18 protein-coding genes are annotated in these 19,911 nt (G+C 44.5%); 7 read left to right on the forward strand and 11 right to left on the reverse strand.

What is annotated here, in order from left to right; genetic code table 11:
* Positions 1-62: 62 nt before the first annotated feature.
* The 3 genes from ABDK00_RS03030 to ABDK00_RS03040 all read right to left on the reverse strand — a co-directional run bounded on the left by ABDK00_RS03030 (position 63) and on the right by ABDK00_RS03040 (position 1,846).
* Positions 63-404 carry a translation initiation factor gene (locus tag ABDK00_RS03030; protein ID WP_346238029.1) on the reverse strand — a complete coding sequence of 114 codons (342 nt, stop codon included), beginning with the start codon at positions 402-404 and terminating at the stop codon, positions 63-65.
* A 57-nt stretch (positions 405-461) separates the two neighbouring features.
* Complete coding sequence (gene nadC / locus ABDK00_RS03035; RefSeq protein WP_346238030.1) at positions 462-1,322, reverse strand: carboxylating nicotinate-nucleotide diphosphorylase; 861 nt, start codon at positions 1,320-1,322, stop codon at positions 462-464.
* A 134-nt stretch (positions 1,323-1,456) separates the two neighbouring features.
* Positions 1,457-1,846, reverse strand: a complete 390-nt coding sequence (locus ABDK00_RS03040; protein ID WP_346238031.1) for a DUF4783 domain-containing protein — start codon at positions 1,844-1,846, stop codon at positions 1,457-1,459.
* Between the two features lie 148 nt (positions 1,847-1,994).
* Here ABDK00_RS03040 and gpmI point away from each other — a divergent pair, with 148 nt between their 5' ends.
* Positions 1,995-3,536 carry a 2,3-bisphosphoglycerate-independent phosphoglycerate mutase gene (gpmI, locus tag ABDK00_RS03045; protein WP_346238032.1) on the forward strand — a complete coding sequence of 514 codons (1,542 nt, stop codon included), beginning with the start codon at positions 1,995-1,997 and terminating at the stop codon, positions 3,534-3,536.
* An 83-nt stretch (positions 3,537-3,619) separates the two neighbouring features.
* Here the strand turns inward: gpmI and ABDK00_RS03050 are convergent, their stop codons facing one another.
* Entirely contained in the window at positions 3,620-5,185 is a 1,566-nt protein-coding gene (locus ABDK00_RS03050) for a calcineurin-like phosphoesterase family protein (RefSeq protein WP_346238033.1), read from the reverse strand.
* A 131-nt stretch (positions 5,186-5,316) separates the two neighbouring features.
* Here ABDK00_RS03050 and uvrC point away from each other — a divergent pair, with 131 nt between their 5' ends.
* From uvrC to ABDK00_RS03065, 3 genes are all read left to right on the forward strand, one after another.
* Positions 5,317-7,125, forward strand: a complete 1,809-nt coding sequence (gene uvrC, locus ABDK00_RS03055; protein WP_346238034.1) for an excinuclease ABC subunit UvrC — start codon at positions 5,317-5,319, stop codon at positions 7,123-7,125.
* Positions 7,126-7,457: 332 nt separating this feature from the next.
* Positions 7,458-8,834, forward strand: coding sequence for a hypothetical protein (locus ABDK00_RS03060; RefSeq protein ID WP_346238035.1), 1,377 nt, complete (start codon positions 7,458-7,460; stop codon positions 8,832-8,834).
* A 15-nt stretch (positions 8,835-8,849) separates the two neighbouring features.
* Positions 8,850-9,284 (forward strand): hypothetical protein, encoded by a 435-nt coding sequence (locus ABDK00_RS03065; protein ID WP_346238036.1) that lies wholly within the window; start codon positions 8,850-8,852, stop codon positions 9,282-9,284.
* 521 nt (positions 9,285-9,805) lie between these two features.
* Here the strand turns inward: ABDK00_RS03065 and ABDK00_RS03070 are convergent.
* From ABDK00_RS03070 to ABDK00_RS03085, 4 genes are all read right to left on the reverse strand, one after another.
* Positions 9,806-10,168 (reverse strand): hypothetical protein, encoded by a 363-nt coding sequence (locus ABDK00_RS03070; protein ID WP_346238037.1) that lies wholly within the window; start codon positions 10,166-10,168, stop codon positions 9,806-9,808.
* Between the two features lie 130 nt (positions 10,169-10,298).
* A complete protein-coding gene (locus tag ABDK00_RS03075; RefSeq protein WP_346238038.1) occupies positions 10,299-10,520 on the reverse strand; it encodes a hypothetical protein in 222 nt (73 codons plus the stop codon).
* Positions 10,521-10,699: 179 nt separating this feature from the next.
* Positions 10,700-12,739: a thioredoxin domain-containing protein gene (locus ABDK00_RS03080; protein ID WP_346238039.1), complete on the reverse strand. Its 2,040-nt coding sequence runs from the start codon at positions 12,737-12,739 to the stop codon at positions 10,700-10,702.
* Positions 12,740-12,849: 110 nt separating this feature from the next.
* Positions 12,850-13,662, reverse strand: coding sequence for an alpha/beta hydrolase (locus ABDK00_RS03085; RefSeq protein WP_346238040.1), 813 nt, complete (start codon positions 13,660-13,662; stop codon positions 12,850-12,852).
* A 187-nt stretch (positions 13,663-13,849) separates the two neighbouring features.
* Between ABDK00_RS03085 and ABDK00_RS03090 the strand changes: the two genes are divergently transcribed.
* Both ABDK00_RS03090 and ABDK00_RS03095 read left to right on the forward strand, forming a co-directional pair.
* Positions 13,850-14,788 (forward strand): hypothetical protein, encoded by a 939-nt coding sequence (locus ABDK00_RS03090; protein WP_346238041.1) that lies wholly within the window; start codon positions 13,850-13,852, stop codon positions 14,786-14,788.
* A 48-nt stretch (positions 14,789-14,836) separates the two neighbouring features.
* On the forward strand, positions 14,837-15,946 hold the full coding sequence (locus tag ABDK00_RS03095) for a carboxylate-amine ligase (protein ID WP_346238042.1): 1,110 nt from the start codon (positions 14,837-14,839) through the stop codon (positions 15,944-15,946).
* On the opposite strand, the gene ABDK00_RS03100 is transcribed toward ABDK00_RS03095, so the two are convergent.
* The 3 genes from ABDK00_RS03100 to ABDK00_RS03110 are packed head-to-tail and all read right to left on the reverse strand — an operon-like array spanning position 15,943 to position 17,187.
* The gene (locus ABDK00_RS03100) at positions 15,943-16,575 is read right to left on the reverse strand and encodes a SprT-like domain-containing protein (RefSeq protein WP_346238043.1); all 633 of its coding nucleotides are present in this window, start codon (positions 16,573-16,575) and stop codon (positions 15,943-15,945) included. The two genes, ABDK00_RS03095 and ABDK00_RS03100, sit on opposite strands and share 4 nt — an antisense overlap.
* On the reverse strand, positions 16,568-16,978 hold the full coding sequence (locus tag ABDK00_RS03105) for a hypothetical protein (RefSeq protein ID WP_346238044.1): 411 nt from the start codon (positions 16,976-16,978) through the stop codon (positions 16,568-16,570). Before ABDK00_RS03105 ends, ABDK00_RS03100 begins: the two co-directional genes overlap by 8 nt.
* Positions 16,978-17,187, reverse strand: a complete 210-nt coding sequence (locus tag ABDK00_RS03110; RefSeq protein WP_346238045.1) for an AtpZ/AtpI family protein — start codon at positions 17,185-17,187, stop codon at positions 16,978-16,980. The genes ABDK00_RS03105 and ABDK00_RS03110 overlap by 1 nt, the downstream gene beginning before the upstream one ends.
* 153 nt (positions 17,188-17,340) lie before the next feature.
* Here ABDK00_RS03110 and ABDK00_RS03115 point away from each other — a divergent pair, with 153 nt between their 5' ends.
* A complete protein-coding gene (locus ABDK00_RS03115; protein WP_346238046.1) occupies positions 17,341-19,752 on the forward strand; it encodes a transglycosylase domain-containing protein in 2,412 nt (803 codons plus the stop codon).
* Positions 19,753-19,911 lie beyond the last annotated feature (159 nt).

A 19,911-nucleotide genomic window follows, 5' to 3' on the forward strand; every position in this document is an offset into this window, starting at 1 on the left:
ATATGCTTTTCGTAAAAATACTTAATTAAAGTCTCAAACGGAAATTCGTGCTCGCTTATTTATCAGCCGCCACTTTTTTTCACATTTTTATACCCGTTTTTCTGAAACCATTGCAGCAGCTTATCGCGATGGTCGCCCTGAATAAGGATTTCGCCTTCTTTTGCAGAGCCGCCCGTGCCGCAATAAGACTTTAATTTTTTACCCAGCGCTTCGAGGTCGCCTTCCGTGCCCACAAAGCCAAGTACTACCGTTGCCGTTTTGCCGCCGCGGTGTTTGGTTTCCAATTGCAGGCGAAGTTTTTGTGCTTCGGGAGCTAGTGTTTGCGTCTGGTCGTTGTGATCGTCAAACTTAAAATCAGGGTCTGTGCTGAAAACAAAGGGGCTGTTTGATTTATTTTTTGCCATAGGGCGTGTTTTAATGATTCAGGTAAATTTTCAAATAAAAAGATAAGGGTTTCTCAATCACAGCACTGCCTTCAGGCTCAGATCTAAGCTGCGCGCCTGATGAATCAGTCCGCCCACGCTTACATAATCGACGCCCGTGGCAGCATAACTTTCTATAGTGTCTAAGTTAATGCCGCCACTGGCTTCTGTCTCAAATTTTCCATCGATCAACTGTAGCGCTTCCGTTATCTGCGCAGGCGTATAATTGTCCAGCATCACCCGAAACACTTTGCCCACGCCAATTTCCAATACTTTTTCAACGTCGGCGATGCTTCTGGTTTCAACTTCTATTTTAATATCCAGATTATGGTGTTTTACGTAATCATACGCTTTGTTGATTGCATTCTCAATGCCGCCGGCGTAATCAATATGGTTATCCTTCAACATAATCATATCGTACAGCCCAAATCGATGGTTGATGCCGCCGCCGATTCTTACCGCTTCCTTCTCGAGCAACCTGAAATTAGGCGTGGTTTTGCGCGTGTCGAGCAACCTCGTTTTATAGTTACTCAGTTTATCGGTGTATTGCCTGGATAGCGTCGCAATGCCACTCATGCGCTGCATACAATTCAGCACCAGCCGCTCGCATTGCAAAATCGTATGTTCATGCGCGGCCACCTCAAAAGCTTTTTCACCAACAAACATGGGCTCTCCATCTTTCTTGAAAGCCTGGAAGCTGCACCCCGGCTCCTGGTGCTCGAAAATAGCCTGCGCCACATCCATGCCCGCTAAAATGCCGTCCTGCTTTACTTTCAGCACCGCCCTTCCTTCTTCTTCTTTGCCGATTACCGACAGGGTAGAGTGGTCGCCGCTCCCGATGTCTTCCGCCAATGCTTCTGTAATTAAGTGTTGCAGTTTGCGTTGAAAGTTTTTATCCATGGGATAGAATAATTTGATGTGCCGAAAACTAAGAAGTTTTCTTAACTAGTGATACCAATGGCGCCAAAATTATTGGATATTAAATAAAAATGCCTCCCTTTGAGAGAGGCATTTGGCGTATAAAAAAATATCGCTTACTCAATAAGTTGAAAACGCAGCTCCTTAATCACTTCTTTTCCGCCTTCCTTCTTCATAAAAATATTCACTCTGAAGTTACCGCTGGCCGTTGCTAAAGTGCCAATTGCATACTGTCCGTTGGGAGAATTGCCCTTATGTTTTACATCAAATCCTTTGACTGCATTTTGAGCAAAGAAATTTTTAATAGCTGCCTGAGCTTCTGCTTTCGCATAATTGTTACTCTTATCCATAATGGTGAGTGAAAAACTTTGGCCCGCATTACTGGTAATTAAATTGGCGTCTCCCTTTTTAATACCGTTCACAACGCCATCAATACCTTGCGCAAAAAGGGACACAGCAAAAAATTGAAATAAAGCAATAAACGCAACCGCAACTAATCTTTTCATTTTTAATTGTTTTATGTTTCTTCAAAAGTGCTAAAAATATGCCAAACCGCGGGGCTTCTTAAATGATCATTCTTTACCTTTACGGCTATCGATGGTTTAATTCGATTTAATAATTTATTGATAATCAATATATAAATAACTCAGGTCTATGCAAAAAAAAGCTATTTTAATTATAATGGACGGTTGGGGATTGGGAAAAGTTGCATCTGCCGATGCAATTCAAAGCGCTAATACGCCGTTTGTTAAATCTTTATACCAAAAATATCCGCACACCACATTAACCACTTTTGGGGAGCAGGTTGGCCTGCCGGAAGGGCAAATGGGAAATTCTGAAGTAGGGCATCTCAACCTCGGCGCCGGACGAATCGTGTATCAGGAATTGCAACGTATCAATGTGGCGATTAAAACCGGCGAACTTGCCAAAAATCCCGAACTGGTGCGCACACTGAAAGAAGCGAAAGCGAATAATAAGCCGCTGCATTTAATGGGCCTTGTAAGCGACGGCGGCGTACATTCTCATATCAACCATTTAAAAGCACTGCTGGATATTTGTAAAGACGCCGACCTGACAAAAGTGTTTGTTCATGCTTTTACGGACGGGCGCGATACTGATCCGAAAAGCGGATTGCATTTTATTGAAGATTTGCAAAACCATATGGATACGATCGGGCTGGGCGCAATTGCGACCGTAAGCGGCAGGTATTACGCGATGGATCGCGACAAAAGATGGGACAGGGTGTTTAAGGCTTATGACGCGCTGGTTAACGGAATTGGCGCAACGGCGCCGTCGGCTATCGAAGCGGTAAAACAGAGTTATGAGGAAAATGTCACGGACGAATTTATTCTTCCGACAGTTATTGTAGACGGGCAGCAAAAACCGGTGGCAACCATGCAGGAAGGAGACCATGTGTTGTGTTTCAATTTTAGAACCGATCGCTGCCGCGAAATAACCGAGGTACTGACGCAGGCTGATTATGCTGATTTCAATATGAAAAGGCTGAACCTCGATTATACGACCATGACGGTGTATGATCATAAATATACCGCTGTGTATTCTATTTTCAGGAATGAAGATCTTACCAATACTTTGGGGGAAGTGGTAGCAGCAAACGGGTTAAAGCAAATTCGTATCGCAGAAACCGAAAAATATCCGCATGTTACTTTCTTCTTCAGCGGCGGCCGTGAACTTCCCTTTGAGGGCGAAAGCCGCATATTAAAGCCTTCGCCAAAAGTGGCTACCTACGATCTGCAACCAGAAATGAGCGCAGATGAACTCACGGCAGCATTATTACCCGAAATTAAAAATCAGTCGGCAGATTTTATTTGCCTCAACTTTGCGAATGCTGATATGGTGGGACATACCGGTGTGTTCTCGGCCGCCATCAAAGCTGTGGAAACGGTCGACCGATGCGTGGAGCAGGTAGTGACGGAAGCCCTGGCGCAGGATTATGTAGTATTCCTGACGGCCGATCATGGCAATTCAGATTTTATGATCAACGACGACGGTAGCCCCAACACCGCGCATACGTTGAATCTTGTGCCGCTGTTTATCATCGATAAAAACTGGAGAGGAACTATCAAAGAAGGTAAGTTAGGTGATATTGCCCCAACCATCCTCAGCTTTATGAAACTGCCCGTGCCACCCCAAATGACCGGCGAGATATTGGCCGATACGCAAGGAGTAGTTTAATGATAAGCGAACCATAAAGACAATAAAAAGAAAACCCGGCAATAGTAATAAAGCCGGGTTTTTTTTAAGAAAGTGTTGGTTGCCTACTGAATTTTATAGGTATGTGTTTGATGGTAGATATTGCCGTATTTATCTTCAGCCCTGACATGCAATTGGTGTTCGCCGGGCGCTAATTTTTTGTTCACCACCGCCGACCAGATATGTTCTGAAGCAACCGGCGCTGAGGGCCTGCGGCCTGCTAAAAGCGTTTTTGAATCGTCCCATTTTGTAACGAGCTTCAGATAGCTATAATCAAAAGTGGGCTCGTATTTCATAGCCTGCCACTTGCCATTGTCTATTTTGTATTGCACTTTATCTCCCTGGGCGCCCATAAAAAAATTCGCATAAAACGGAGCGCTGCCCCGGCTGTTATGGCCTACGATCTGAGGTGCATAAATTTGTATCTGGTAGCTGCTATCTTTCCCGGCCACTTTATAGCGCAATGCATAATCATTATCACTTATTTTCAAAAACGCATAACCGCGCGGCGTCCCGTCTCTCATGGTGCCGTCCGGAATGCCTGCCTGGTTCAACTCGCCCGAATACCAGTCGCCGGAAGTAGTGCCCACATTATATTCGTGAAGCGCCGCTTTTTTGCCATGCCAACCATCAGCTGCCTTATAATAGATTTGCTTTTGAAAATGCGTGTGAGCCGAAAGGAGCAGGCAATTATCATAATCCTTTAACAGGTCAAAGAAAGCCTGTCGGTCTTCCAGCCTGATAGCTTCGCCTCCTTCATTAGAAAAAGGAATATGGAAAGAAACAACAATCAGCTTATCGGTTGCAACCTGTGCCAGGTCGTTCTTTATAAACTCAATCTGGTCGGGCCGGAGGCCGCCCCAGTAGCCCTTTCCGTCCCGCGGGTCCGGGTATAAGATATTGTCGAGGATGATAAAATGGGCGTTGCCATAATTCCATGAAAAATTGTTGGGGCCGAAATTTCTTTCAAAGGTTTCATCAGAAAGGGAATCCGCGGTGGCATCATAATTCATGTCATGATTGCCCATTACATTATACCAGGGAAGGTTGAGCTTCGTCATCACTTGTTTGTAAGGTTCGTGAAGACTGAGATCGTCGCCGACGATGTCACCCAGGCTGATGCCAAATTTAATGGCCTCGTCGGCGGCCACATCATCCACTATGCTTTTGGAAAAATATCCTAATTCCTGCTCGTTATAGGGCTGTGGATCGCCAAAAACCAATACTGTAAAATCAGTAGGTTCATCGTATTTATATAAGGCAAAATTTAGATCTTTTGACAGCGCGCCGGTCGGTGAAACGCCTTTATGCTTTAATTGTGGCGAGCCCTGCGGTTTGTGGATATGATAATATTGTGGAAGATTGTGTTGGTTGTTCTTAAAGCGGTATCCTTTTGGTTTTACCACAAAAATAATATTGTCATTTCCTACCGGCAGCTCGTAGCGGCCGCGGGCATCTGTGATGCTAAAGTCTTTCCCATTGCTAACAGCGACACCGGCGATACCGGTTTCCTGCTTATCCATACGACCGTTATCGTTCGCATCAACAAAAACATATCCGGCTGCGGTGGATTGCGCTGCGGCCGTTGCCACACAGCCAATCGAAAGGGCCGCAAAAAAATATTTCAGCATAATTCAACTAATTTTATAAATATTGATGAGGCATTTTATTAAAGAACAGCGCAAATGTATAAGGCCACTGTTACCTCAATATTAAATCGGAAATTTGATATTATTTCCGGCAAAGGTGATTAAGATTAGACATGACCCAGGAAGATTTTTCAAAGATAGCGCCCACTATTCCACTACAGCCCGGCATTTACAAATATTATGATGCCGCGGATAAGATTATTTACGTGGGCAAAGCCAAAAGCCTTAGGAAGCGGGTGAGTTCGTATTTCAATAAGACTTTTACGAATTACAAAACACATGAACTGGTGCAGCGCATACACCGCATCGAGTTCACGATTGTGAATAGCGAGCAGGATGCTTTTTTCCTGGAAAACTCATTGATTAAGCAGTTTCAACCGCGGTATAATATCAATTTAAAGGATGATAAAACCTATCCTTACATTGTCATCAAAAATGAAAACTTTCCGCGTATTTATCTTACGCGGCAACCCATCAACGACGGATCCGAATATTTAGGGCCCTATACGTCGGTTTTCAGGGTGCGGGAATTACTCGAGTTTATCCGGCGTGCCATTCCGCTGCGCACCTGCAACCTCAACCTGACAAGAAATAACATAGAAAGGGGGAAGTTTAAAGTTTGCCTTGAATATCATTTGGGTAATTGTAAAGGGCCATGTGAAGCGCATCAATCAAAGGAAGATTATGACGAAAATATACGCCAGGTCAGGGATCTGTTAAAAGGCAACCTGTCACCGGTGATCCGCCATTTTAAAGAAGAGATGAAACAGTTGGCGGACGACCTGCAATTCGAGCAAGCAGAATATGTCAGAAAAAAAATTGCCTATCTCGAAGATTATTATCAATCAAAATCTGTTGTCACCGGCATGAAAGGCGGAGACAAAGACGTGTTCAGTATTATTAAGGAAAGCGATATCGCTTATGTGAATTATTTAATGGTGAGAGACGGTACGATCGTGCAGACACAAACCAACCGGCTGGAAACACATCTCGATGAAAATGTAGCAGAAATTCTGGTCTATGCCATCCAACATCTGCGGCAAACATTTAATAGCACGGCGACAGAAATTGTGGTTCCTTTCGCGATCGACTATCCCGAACAAAATACGGAAGTGGTGGTGCCCAAAGCGGGCGACCGAAAAAAGCTGATCGAACTTTCCGAAAAAAATGCGGGCTATTTTATTGAAGAATTGAAAAATAAAGAGCGGCTGAAAATCAATCGGAACGTAGATCAGGTAAAGGTTTTAGAGCATTTGCAAACCGATCTGCAATTGCAGGATCTGCCGGTTCATATTGAATGTTTTGATAATTCTAATTTTCAGGGAAGTTACCCCGTGAGTGCGATGGTTTCTTTTAAAAACGGTGCGCCGAGCAAAAAAGATTACCGCTATTTCAATGTAAAAACGGTCGAGGGGATCAATGATTTTGCCTCTATGAAAGAGGCTGTGTACCGACGCTATAAAAGGTTGAAAGAGGAGCAGGAAGATTTCCCGCAACTGATCATTATTGACGGTGGCAAAGGCCAGCTCAGCGCTGCCATGGAAGCCATCGAGGCTTTGGAATTGCATGGAATGATAACAGTGGTGGGACTGGCGAAAAACATCGAAGAGTTGTTTTTTCCCGGAGATCAGGAATCGCTGAAATTGCCCTACAATGGAACGAGCCTGAAGTTTATACGAAAAGTAAGAGATGAGGTACACCGGTTTGGTATTACTTTTCACAGAAACAAACGCAGCAAAGGCACATTTAAAAACGAGCTTGAAGACATTAAAGGTATCGGGAAAGCCACAGCGGATCAGCTTTTGAAGGCATTCCGTTCTGTAAAAAATATCAGGGAAAAAAAGCTGGATGAGCTGGCATCCGTCGTCGGAAATGCCAAGGCTAAAGTCGTGTGGAGCTATTTCAATGGTAGCCCGGATTAACCCAACATTGTATTTTTTTCCTTCTCGGCCGAGCCTCCTGCAAGGGACCGGGCGTAAGTTAAAGGTCGAGTCCACGGCCAACTCACAAGATCGCCGGTGAGACTCGAGTGGGAAGGTGGCGATTTTTGATTTTGTGTTATACATAAACCCATTATCTTTATAGCAAACTAACTAATATGAAAATGTTGCTAACTAACCATGCGCAATGGCGGATTGCGGTTCTATGCTTTTTGACATCATGTATCGTTATAAGTTGCCAGCGGCAAGATGTTTTACAAAAATCGCATCCTATTGATGAAGCACAGGCCAGAGCCTGGCTGCAAAAAAACGGAATGGCTTATAAAAATGAAACCATTACAGTGCATAGCCCGGACGGACAGTTGCTTACGGGTAAATTGAATTGGCAGACTGCTAGCCAATATAATTGGGAAGGGAGAGATTATATAGATGTGCCTTATGAATTTGACGGGTACGGAAAAATAATTCCCGGAGCTGATACCATTGCTCCTGCATCATTTAATCTGGTGCTTAGACAAAAGGGCAACAACGATTTGGAAGGCGCCCTGAGGACTGTCATGATCAATGCTGAGGTGGTAGACGTAACTGGCTCTACGCGGGTAAGTAATTATCAGTTTTATGAATTATTAACCGGGGAAAGCGGTAATATATGGATAGGGGACGTTCATTTCGCGAAGGTTGTCCCGGGATATCGCAGCAACATTACACCTGCCGAGTTTGCAGCCAAAAAGCAAGATTATCTTTCAGGTATAAAGCCCAATACTGGCACAGTACCGAGAGGAACTACCGGTGTTAACTGCCATATAACTTTAGTCGTCACATACAGTGGCAATTGCAACTATTGGGATTATGAACTGGGAGGTCCTGTGGTTCAGCTTTGCAGGCATGAAAAGTATGTCGAAGAGTGCGACGATGGATATGGCGGTGGATATGTCGGGGGTGGCGGCGGTTATGGTGGTGGTGTTGGCGGTGTTGGCGGTGGCGGCAATTACCCTCCTGCGCCTGGTGGGGAGTTTGTTGATCCCGATAGCGGGGATCCATGTGCAGAAGCAAAAGTTGGCGCCGAAAAAGCTACCGAAATCTCAAAAGATGAAAAATTTAAAGATGCTATAAAGGACCTGAAAGAAACCGCCAAAGATGGCAAAGAACACGGTTACGCGCTGGGTAGAGATCAGAATGGTAATATAAAATTATCCGGTAGAAGCGATGGTAACTCAATAACGGCAGGGCCTTTTAAACCGGTTGATAATCGTTTTGGAGATATACATACGCACCCCAATAACTTGGTGTTTTCTGCCGGTGATGTGTATGGTTTTATGGAGAGTGCATTAAACAACAGCAATTATACAACACGCTATTTAATAACTAAAGATGGAACAGTTTACGGCTTAATAGTTACCAATACCGCAGCAATGAAAACATTTTTAAAGGACTATCCCGAAGTACCTCCCCCTTCAGGAGAGAATTATTCACCCGAATTTCCTAATACAATACGAGATGAAATTATAGAGGCCAAATTTTTAGCCAATGGACGATCGGATGTCGCATTGGCATTAATTTTCGAAAAATATAATGCCGGCATTGCTTTGGTTAGGCAAAACGCAAACGGCAGTTTTAAAAGAAGAAATGCTAAGGAAAGTAAAGGAGAATATGGAGAAAAAACTTACGTAGCAAGCGACTGTATTGAATAATAAAAACAAACTAATATGAAATTCTATCTGTTTATTTTAACAACATGTTTGGTAGTTACAGCTACGTCATGTACCGCTCAGTTAGTAAAGACGACTAACGATGCAAGCATTTTAATGGAAAGAAAAAATGACTTCGTCGGCCAACGATTTAGCAGGTTATTAAAGGAAATAAAACCAGAAGTCAAATTTGCCTTTGGAGAACCCGACACAAAATGGAGTGAAACTGCCAGTGGCACGTACATTAAGTTTTTCTTTGTCAATGGTGTTGAATATCGAAAAGCTTTAGCAAAAGGGTTAAAACCAGTTGGAATATTAGTTGAATTTATGTTAGACTCTCAAAATAATAAAAAAGCAATTCCCCAAGGTGGAGCAAACTTGTCTAAGAAAGATTTAATAAAGGAATATGGGGACATGATTATACGAAATATCTTTGTTACAGGGAAAGACTAAAAAAAATTGTTGTCCTTCTCAGCCGAGTCTCCTGCAAGGGACTCGGCGCATAGTTAAAATCCATTTTGAACGTCGAGTCCACGACCAACTCACAAGATCACTGGTGAGACTCGGCTGGGAAGGAAGTCGTGTGGAGCTATTTCAATGGTAGCCCGGATTAACCCAACATTGTATTTTTTACTTCTCAGCCGAGTCTCCTGCAAGGGACTCGCGTAAGTTCAATTCAATTTTAAACGTCGAGTCCACGGCGAACTCACAAGATCGCCGGTGAGACTCGACTGGGAAGGTGGCCAAAGTCGTGTGGAGCTGTTTCAATGGTAGCCCGGATTAACCCAACTTTGTATTTTTTTTCCTTCTCAGCCCAGTCTCCTGCAAGGGAGCCGGCGTAAGTTCAATTCAATTTTAAACGTCGAATCCACCGCCAACTCACCAGATCGTTGGTGAGACTCGACTGGGAAGGCGGCCAAAGTCGTGTGGGGATGTTTCAATGGCAGTCCTGATTAACCCAACCGGTAACATTTTTACTCATCATAACGGAGGATGGTTTCAAGGGCTTTCCAATATTGATGAATATTTTTTTTGCCCTCCTCGGTATACAGGCAATACAAATTAACGAAGCCTGAGTCATTTTTTTGTAGAAATAGCGCTTTGATATATTTATACTTCCCTTTAAAATATTCTTTGTCTTTCAAACTTATTGAAAAGTGTATTGCTGTGTCTGCATTGAACTTGGCTTTTGCTTCATCCTGCGGATAATAGTTTACATGAGGCTTCCAGTTAAAGCTGGCGTTCTTGCCTTTTATAGCAGCATTCTTACCTAATGATAAAAGTGTTTTTGCTCTTATCTGAGCACAGTGCTGCTGATTTACATTTCCGAGGGGCATATTCGGAAAAGTTTTCTTCAATTCAATGGAGTCAGCCCGGGAGTAGATGCGGTATACGGAGAAAACACAATAAATGCCTCATCTGTGGAATGCAATTGATTGCCGGCGCAACCGATGATGGCTTTGAGTTTCAGATTGTCCTCAAAACATTCGACGCCGGGCATTTCTTTAAACAATCATTTTTGTAATAAGAAAGTTTCATAGACGCAAGCACATTTTTTGCATATTGCGGCATCCAGCGGTTGGTATCGATGCTCGGTTGTCCGGTACTATCTACCACTATGAGCCGCGGCCGCTGTGCCTGCGCAAGCGTGGAAATAATTGTTGCAATAATCAATACAAACAGTCGCATAGTTTTGTCCTTTAGCATGATAAACTTCCTTCTCAGCCGAGTCTCCTGCAAGGGACTCGGCGTAAGTCAAGTCAGTTTTAAACGTCGAGTCCACGGCCAACTCACCAGATCGCTGGTGAGACTCGGCTGGGAAGGTGGCGAAAATGGTTTGGGACTATTTTAATGGCAGCCCGGGACTTTTAGCATGATAAACTTGCCAGCAAATCATCTACGCTGTGCACCGGTTTTCTACAGGCATAGTTTTCACATAAAAAAATGGAAAGCGGCGCGTCCGATGTTTTCGCGTTTAAAAGCGGAAAAGACGGGTCTGATTTTTCTGCCGCCATCACAACTGTAAATGGCAGCGCTTGCTGCAGCAGGGTTTGTAAGGCCATTTCATAGTTACCCAGCAAAACAATTTCTTTAGTCCCGACAGTTTGCTGATAGCAACAGGATACCCAAACGCCGAATGACGTGGGATACTTCACAGCAACTTTGCTCAATCCGCGAGTCATCTTAAATGCGCGTTCTTTCCAGTCGGAATGGTCAAATAATAAGCCGAGTTCGGCGAGGTTTTGCGCCATTATGGAATTGCCGCTTGGCGTGGCGCCGTCATACACTTCCTTTTTCCTTACAATAACATCTGTCTGGTTTTCGGGGGTATAGAAGAAATACCCGTCTGGTTCCGAAAATTGATGCACTACTTTTTCGCAAAAACCTTTGGCTTGCCATAAATAATCTGGCTCCGCCGAAATACGATATAGCTGCAGCAAAGCCTGTATCAGATAAGCATAGTCGTCTAAAAACGCCGGGTACCGGGCTTCATTATTTTTCCAGGTATGTTTCAGGTGCCCGTCCTCGTCAATAAAAACTTTCAATAAAAATTGCATATTGCGAATCGCGCGTTCTTTGTAGGCGGTAATGCCGGTAGCAGCGAAGGCTTTACTGTAAGCTGTGTTCATAAGCGCGTTCCAGCCAAGAATGATTTTGTCGTCCAGGGCAGGCCTGATGCGTTTTTCCCTTGCTGCTAATAACTTTTCGTTGCAGTTTTTCAACAGCTGTTTTAAATCATCTATTTTATACTGTCTGTTAGCTGCAAACACCGGCAAGGGCTCCAGGATGCGCAATATATTTTTACCTTCCCAGTTGCCATTGGCTGAAATATTATAATAGTCGCAATAAACTTCGGTGTCGCCTCCCAGCAATTGTGCTATTTCTTCTTTTTGCCACACATAATATTTGCCCTCTTCGCCTTGGCTGTCGGCGTCGAGCGCGGCGTAGAAGCCGCCCGACGGATCGAGCAATTCTCTTTCTATAAATTGAAGTGTTGCTATGATGGCGGTTTTATAGGTTTCTTTTTTAGTGAATTGATAAGCTTCACTTAGCGTTGTAACGAGGAGGGCATTGTCGTATAGCATTTTTTCAAAATGGGGCGCCAGCCATTCCGAATCGGTTGAGTAACGCGCAAAGCCCCCGCCCAGTTGATCGTAAATACCACCTTCGATCATTTTGTCAAGGCTCAGCAGCGCCTGCTTCATCGCCGCTGCTGCAAGATCAGCAGATCGGCTTTGCTCCATCAGCCCATACTTCAAAAGAAATTGAATAGAGAATGTTTGCGGGAATTTTGGAGCCGCCCCAAAGCCGCCCCACTGCTGATCTCCCTGCCTGAGCAAATGTTCGCAGGCCGTATCTATTTGGCTGAGCGAAAAGTCTCCCGCCGCTTTATCGATGCCAAACTGGTTGGCGTTAACTAAGTGCTCGGTAAGCCCGGCAGCTTGTTCTTCGATTTCGTTTCTTTTTGTTTTGAAAGCGTCCGCAACGGCTTTAATTACATCGCTCCAGGCGGGCCGGTTCATCACCGATCGGGGCGGAAAATAGGTGCCGCCATAAAAAGGTTTTTTATCCGGGGTTAAAAAAACATTCAACGGCCAGCCGCCGCTACCCCCCATCGCCTGAACCGCATCCATATAAATATGATCAAGGTCCGGCCGCTCTTCGCGGTCTATTTTAATATTAACGAAAAGCTCGTTCATGAGGGTGGCTGTTGCTTCATCTTCAAAACTTTCGCGCTCCATCACATGGCACCAATGGCAGGCTGCGTAACCGATGCTTACTAATATGGGCTTGTCTTCAAGTTTTGCTTTTTGTAAAGCCTCGTCACCCCAGGGAAACCAGTTGACGGGGTTGTGGGCATGTTGCAATAAGTAGGGGCTCGTTTCGTTGATGAGTGCGTTGGGCATAGAAGGCCTTGATTTTGTTTGATGTATTCACAGCAAAAATCAGGCGAAAGTTAAAGCGCGCTGTTTTGCGTTTTTTATTATGAAAGGTAGGCGGATTGTCATGGTGTTGGTCAATCACGTCCCCATCCCCATTGCAAAAAAGCGGGCATGGCTTTCCCCCAAGTAGCCACGTCGTGGCGGCCATCTTCCAGTTCCAGGTAAGTAATGTCTTCGCGCTTATAGCCTTTTTTTAGAAGTTCGTTGATATGGTCGAGGGTGTCATCGATAGAATCAATAATGCCATTATTGTTCCGGTCGCCGCTTTCGTCAAGTTTTCCGCATTCGAAAAAAAATGTCAGCCCGGGACTGTATTTTCCACGCCGGATGCGTTGTTGCATGATGCGATGTTTGTTGTCGTCATATTTTTTATCAAGCTGGTCAACGCTGCGCCACCAAAGCGATCCCGAGAAAACACCCACTTTTGAAAACACGCCGGGATGGCTCCATACGATATCGAGTGCGCTGAGGCCGCCCAGTGAAAAACCGGCAAAGGCCATCTCATTAAACTGCGGTATATTATAGGTTTTTTTGACAAAGGGAATCAACTCGTTCAATATAAACCTCGTGTATTGCGCCGCTCTGGCGCCGCGGCCTAAATAATCTTTTTTTGCAGCAATGCCATACTCCTGTATGCGGTGGGTGCCCGCGGTAATGCCTACGGCAAGAACGGGTTCGATGCGATGGTCGGCAAGCAATTGGGTGAGCATGGGTTCAAATCCCATAACAGGCAGATCCTGACCGTCGTTGATCAACAATAGGTTGATACGCGCAGTATCTTTAATGTCGTTGGGAAGATAAAGGTTGATAGCAACCTCTCTTTTTAAATATTTTGATTGTAGTGTGACCGTGTCCATCACGAGCCGCGGTGCTGCTGCTGTTTCCATGTATTCAAAAATAAAGAAATGTATTTTAGATTATTAAATTGTTAACTTAAAAGGAATAAAAATGCGTTCAAACAATTTTTGTTTATATCATTTAAAAAAATATATTTGGCTACAGTATCATTAAATACTTACTTTAAGAAAAACGTCACACTGCACAAAAATCATTTACTTCATAAAAGTATAACACATGAAAAAAATTGGCATCCTTTACGGTAAGGAAAGATCGTTCCCTAATGCGTTTATTGAAAGAGTTAATAGTAAAGGTGTGGAAGGCATCACGGCCGAGCCGGTTCATATCAATAAAGCGTTACAGGGTATGCCCAGTGGCTATGCCGTAATTATCGATCGTATTTCGCAGGATGTGCCCTTTTACAGAACCTGGCTAAAAAATGCGGCAGTTACCGGCACAGCTGTCATTAATAATCCTTTTTGGTGGAGCGCCGATGATAAATATTTTAATAATTGCCTGATGACGCAAATCGGCGTGCCGGTGCCGAAAACGGCGATCCTGCCGTCAAACGAGATGCCGGATGATACCAGCGGCGAGTCATTCAGCAATCTTTCCTATCCGCTGGACTGGGAAGCGATTTTTAACGAAGTGGGTTTTCCAGCTTACATGAAACCCTTTGCCGGTGGCGGGTGGAAAAATGTTTATAAGCTGAATAGTAAAGAAGAATTTTTTGAAAAGCACAACGAGACCGGCCAGTTGGTCATGTTGCTGCAGGAAGAAATCGCATTTGAAGAATACTATCGATGTTATTGTATAGGCGGAAAATATGTCCGCATCATGCCTTATGAGCCGCGCAACCCGCATCACCTGCGGTATCAGGCCGGGTTTTCGCCCAGCGAAGAAAAACTGAAAGAAATGACCGACATTGTCTTAAAAATAAATGAATATTTAGGTTACGATTTCAATACGGTGGAACTGGCGCTGCGTGAAGGTGTGCCCTATGCGATCGATTTTTGCAACCCCGCTCCCGATGCGGATATCGCCAGCGTAGGTGCGGAAAATTTTGAATGGGTGGTAGAAACATCTGCCAACTTCGCCATAGAAAAAGCTTTGGCTAACAACGGCGGCGATAATCTCACCTGGGGAAAATATGTTAAACAAAGCGCAGGCCGATAAAGCGCTAACGATCGTTTCGCGCAAGCGATACTTATAAAAGTCCATAAGATGATTCTAAATTATAAAACATTCACGCTCGGAGTAGAAGAGGAGTATATGGTGCTCGACCCCGACACTTTTGAACTAAAGAGCCATGAGCAGCAAATTGTACAGGAAGGGCAAAAGACAATAAAAGATAAAGTCAAGGCTGAAATGCATCAGGCTGTTGTGGAAGTGGGTACCGATATCTGCCAGGATATTGACGAAGCGTATAAGGATGTTTCATTTCTTAGAAAGACGATCAGCGATATTGCCGGTACACTCAATTTAACGCTCGGGGCCGCCGGCACTCATCCTTTCAGTCATTGGGAAAAACAACTGATCACCGATCATCAACGCTATAACGAAATCATTGCGGAGCTCCAGGAAGCGGCGCGTAGCAATTTGATTTTCGGCCTGCATGTGCATGTTGGCATGGAAAGCCGCGAGCTGGCCAATCATATTGCTAATTCCACAAGATATTTTCTGCCCCATATTTTCGCGCTCAGCACCAATTCTCCGTTTTGGGAAGGCAGGACGACCGGCTACAAATCCTATCGCACAAAAGTTTTCGACAAGTTCCCGCGCACCGGCATTCCCGATGCTTTTGAAAGCATTGAGGCGTATGATAATTATGTCAAAATGCTGATCAAAACCAACTGTATCGACAACGCTAAAAAGATCTGGTGGGATCTTCGGGTACACCCGTTTTTTAATACCGTCGAATTTAGAATCTGCGATATACCGATGACGGTGGACGAAACCATCGCCATTGCCGCCCTGTTTCAGGCGATCTGCGCGCGCATTTATATGCTGCGCAGCAAGAACATGAATTATATTCAGTATTCGCGGCCATTGATCAACGAAAACAAATGGCGGGCCAGCCGCTATGGGCTGGATGGCTACCTTATAGATTTTGGAAAGGAAGAGGAGGTGAACACACGCGCTTTAATTTATGAGCTCCTGAATTTTATAGATCCCGTTATTCCACATCTGGGCAGTCAGCATCGCATCGACTATGTTCATAAAATTATGGAGATGGGAACGGGCGCCGACCGTCAGCTGGCCATTTATGATCAAACCAGCGATCTGATCCAGGTGGCCAAATACGTCAGCGACCACTTTCTCGATGGTGTTTAATCGTTGGGGCCGGTCACCATTAAAACCTCGTACACCGGGCTAAAAAGATAAGTGCGGCTGGTTGCCATTTCAACACAGCTATACCTTTTGGTTCGCTTTTTTCCTTTTTGAAAAGTTCTGCCATCTTTTATTTTGAAAACGGCGCCCTCGGGCAGGTCTTCTATTAATTTATAGCCCTTTTTGGGAGAATCGTATCGGTATAAAACTCTTTGCAGGTTTTCCTCCGAACAGGTAGAAGCGCCCGGATTTTGTAAGGTTTTCAACAACTCCTTTTGTATATCGGCGGGAAAGAGCTGCTTTTCAATAAACTGGCTGAGAATTTGGCCGTAGATTGTTTTCCATTCGCGGCCATGCGCCTGAATGCGGTTGCCATATTTCTCAAACGCGATCAGGTGTGCGAGTTCGTGCAGCAGCGTAATTAAAAAAGCATATTTATTGAGATTGCCGTTGACACTGATGCGGTGGTGTTTGGTATCAACGCTGTGGCGATAATCACCCAAAACCGAATTCCTGCTTTTGGCAATCGTAAGATGCACTTTATAGAAATTCAGAAAAGCGACCACCGGTTCGTAAGTGTGGTCGGGCAAATAAGCCGATAGTTGCATTAATGGCACTTCCTTTTTAGCCATTCTTATTATTTCTCAATGCTTTTTGGAGTGAAGAAACCTCAATAATGTTATAAAGCACATAAATGCCCAGGCACACAAATAAAGTCGTTTTATCTACCTGCCCGTTGTTCGAATAAATATAAATAAATGCGGCTATGGCGCATACAAACAACCGAATGATAAAACCTGAATAAAAAACGCGAACAAATACATGCGGGTTGGGATTATCGATTGCTTTTAACGCGTTTCTCACCGTTAAAATGCCGACCAGGAAAAGGATGATATTAGCAATCACAACCACATCCCGGTCAATGCCCGCCTGCGTCAGTTTTTCTTTAAATATTAAGAAGAAAGCAGTTAAAAGCGTAAAAACCAGTGCCATTAGTTTGATAGGGTTAAAAGATGCCCCTTTGTTTTGCTCCATTATTTTTTATTCTTTTTCCCGGTTTCTTTAATTAGTTTATAAAAAGCTGCGGCCAGTATCAGCAAAGGTAAGGCTACGGTCAATAATGGCGAGATGCTAAATTTTGCATCGAGTTTAATGCCTGCGAAAACACTCAAAGCAATTAAAACCAACAATTGAGCGCTGACGCCCAGATAGCGCAGCCAGGGACTGTAATTTTTCGGATCCAACTTTTTGGGATAAAGCTACAGATAAATAATGGGGGAAAGGAGCCGCAAGCCGATTTTTGAATTTTAAGAAATAATAATTAATTTAAGATGTAGATTTACCGCAATTTTGCCAGGTTGGCGAAACAGATTTGTTGGTGACATAAAAAAAATTTGATGAAGCAATCCGTAAGATTTTTTTGGCGTTTATTTTTTATTGGAATTGGTTTTTTCATAGCTATTTTGCTGATGGCCAATTTCGGGGTGTTTGGAAAAATGCCTTCGATCGAAGAACTGGAAAACCCAACGATAGCCCAGGCCTCGGAAATTTATGCCAGTGAAGGAACTTTGATGGGGAAATTTTACCTGCCATCCGGGAATAGGAGCATTGTTAAGTATAAAGAGATTTCCCCCAATGTGATAAACGCATTGGTGGCAACCGAGGATAAAAGATTTTACGAGCATTCCGGCATCGATATTATCGGCACGCTCCGCGCGATTTCATCTGGCGGCACCAAAGGAGGCGGTAGCACTATTACGCAACAGCTGGCTTTAGCGCTTTTCAATGAGCGCGCAAGAAACCCGGTGAAACGTGTCATTCAGAAATTAAAAGAATGGGTGATTGCCGTAAAACTTGAGCGCAATTTTACCAAAGAAGAAATTCTGGCGTTATACCTCAACGCCGTTCCCTATCCTGATAATGTGTTTGGCATTAGAAATGCATCGCGAACATTTTTTCAAAAGGAGCCGGGCCAGCTCAACGTTGATGAAGCTGCGCTTTTGGTTGGAACCATTAACGGGCCGGGCGTATATAATCCGCGGCGTAATCCCAAAGCTTCCATGGACCGGCGCAATCTTGTGTTGGGCAGGATGGCTGAAAATGGCGATATATCAGCCGCCGAAGCAGCGAATCTGCAGGCAAAGCCCATTGTTTTAAATTATCAAAAGCCGAGTGAAGATTTGGGTTACGCTCCCTACTTCCGCGAAGTTTTACGAGAAGAGGTTAAAAAGATACTTAAAGAAATTTCGAAACCAGACGGTTCTTCCTATAATATATATAACGACGGGTTGAAGATATACACGACGATTAACCCCGTGATGCAGCTTTACGCGGAAGAAGCGGTGGCAAAACAAGCGCCGCAATTGTACCGCAATGTGATTCGCCAGGGATTTGTGAAAAATGGCAGCGTGTGGAAGTCGCATGAAAATATTCTGAAAAATGCAATGAAGGCGAGTGAGCGCTGGCGCAATCTTGCTGAAGATGGGTTGAGCGACAAGGAAATAGAAGCGACCTTTCATGAAAAAACGCCGATGAAAGTGTTTGCGTGGAATGCGGAGCGGTCGAAAGACACGGTGATGACGCCTTACGACTCCATCAAATACCATCGTTTGTTTACACAGGCTGGTTTTATGGCCATGGATCCGTTAACAGGAGAAGTAAAAGCCTGGGTCGGCGGCATTGATTTTAAAACTTTCAAATATGATCACGTTAACCTCAACACCAAGCGGCAGGTGGGTTCAACCATCAAGCCATTATTATATGGCGAAGCTGTGGAAGAATTGAATTTCACACCCGAAACCCCCGTTCAGGACATTCAGCAAAATTTTGGCGGCGGCAGGCTGGTGCCGGCAACCGGTGGCAGCTGTACGGGCCGCACCATGCCGATGGCGAACGCCTTAGCCTGGTCGCGAAATTGTGCCACCGCGTATATTATGAAACAGGTGGGTCCCGGCAAGTTTGTAGATTTTTTACAGCGGATTGGCGTTCCCACCAAAGTGGCGCCCCATCCGTCCATTGCGCTGGGAGCGTGTGAATTATCGCTCTTTGAAATGATGTGGGCCTATTCGATGTTTGGTGGCCGCGGGTTTTCAACCAAACCTTATTTTATCAGCCGCATTGAAGACCGCAATGGCAATGTTATTAAAAGATTGGATTATAGTGTGAACAGGAGAGAAGCGATCAGCGAGTCGACCGCCTACATTATGTCGCGCATGATGCAAGGGCCTGTGGACAAAGGAACCGCGGCCGGGTTGAGAGGCCGCCTGGGCGCTGCGGAAATGGCGGGTAAAACCGGTACTACTAACGACAATAGCGATGCCTGGTTCATGGGTTTTGTGCCCCAGCTGCTGGCCGGCGTGTGGGTAGGTAGTGATGACCGTTTCATCCGCAACGAAGGATCCGGAGGTTTTGGAGGCGCAGCAGCGCGGCCTATCTGGGAGCATTTTTTCAAAAAAGTATATGCTAATGAAGAAATGGGCATCAATAAAGAGGATCGTTTTATAGAGCCGCCTACCCTCAGCAACGAAGCTGTAAGCGCCGATCCGTCTTCTCTTATTCTTGATGAAAGTATTGCGCCGAGCGCCGAGGGCCAGGACATTGGCGTGGGCACCGAGCAAGACTACATGCTGAACAATGAAGAGTATATCGGCCCGGAATCTGCTCCTTTGCCTGAAGATCCGAATAAGCAGAAAAAGCCGGTAAAAGATACGAGCAAAAAGGTGGTAAAAGAAAAGCCGATCGGCACGCCCGAGGAGCCTAAAAAGAAAAAAGGTTTCTTTAGAAAGATTTTTGGCAAAAAAGATGATTAATAACACCCGGCTTACACAAAAGAGCAAGAAGGTTTAAGCAAAAAATGAGTGTGTTAACACATCAGTCATCTGCGCTATAAAGAACGACGGGTAAAGGGAGCAGATATATATCTTGTACGTCTTTAAATCTTGCGTGTTATATTTGCACGAATTTTTCTC

Origin of the sequence: Niabella insulisoli (assembly GCF_039652435.2) — a bacterium.
In the GTDB taxonomy this organism is placed as follows: domain Bacteria; phylum Bacteroidota; class Bacteroidia; order Chitinophagales; family Chitinophagaceae; genus Niabella; species Niabella insulamsoli.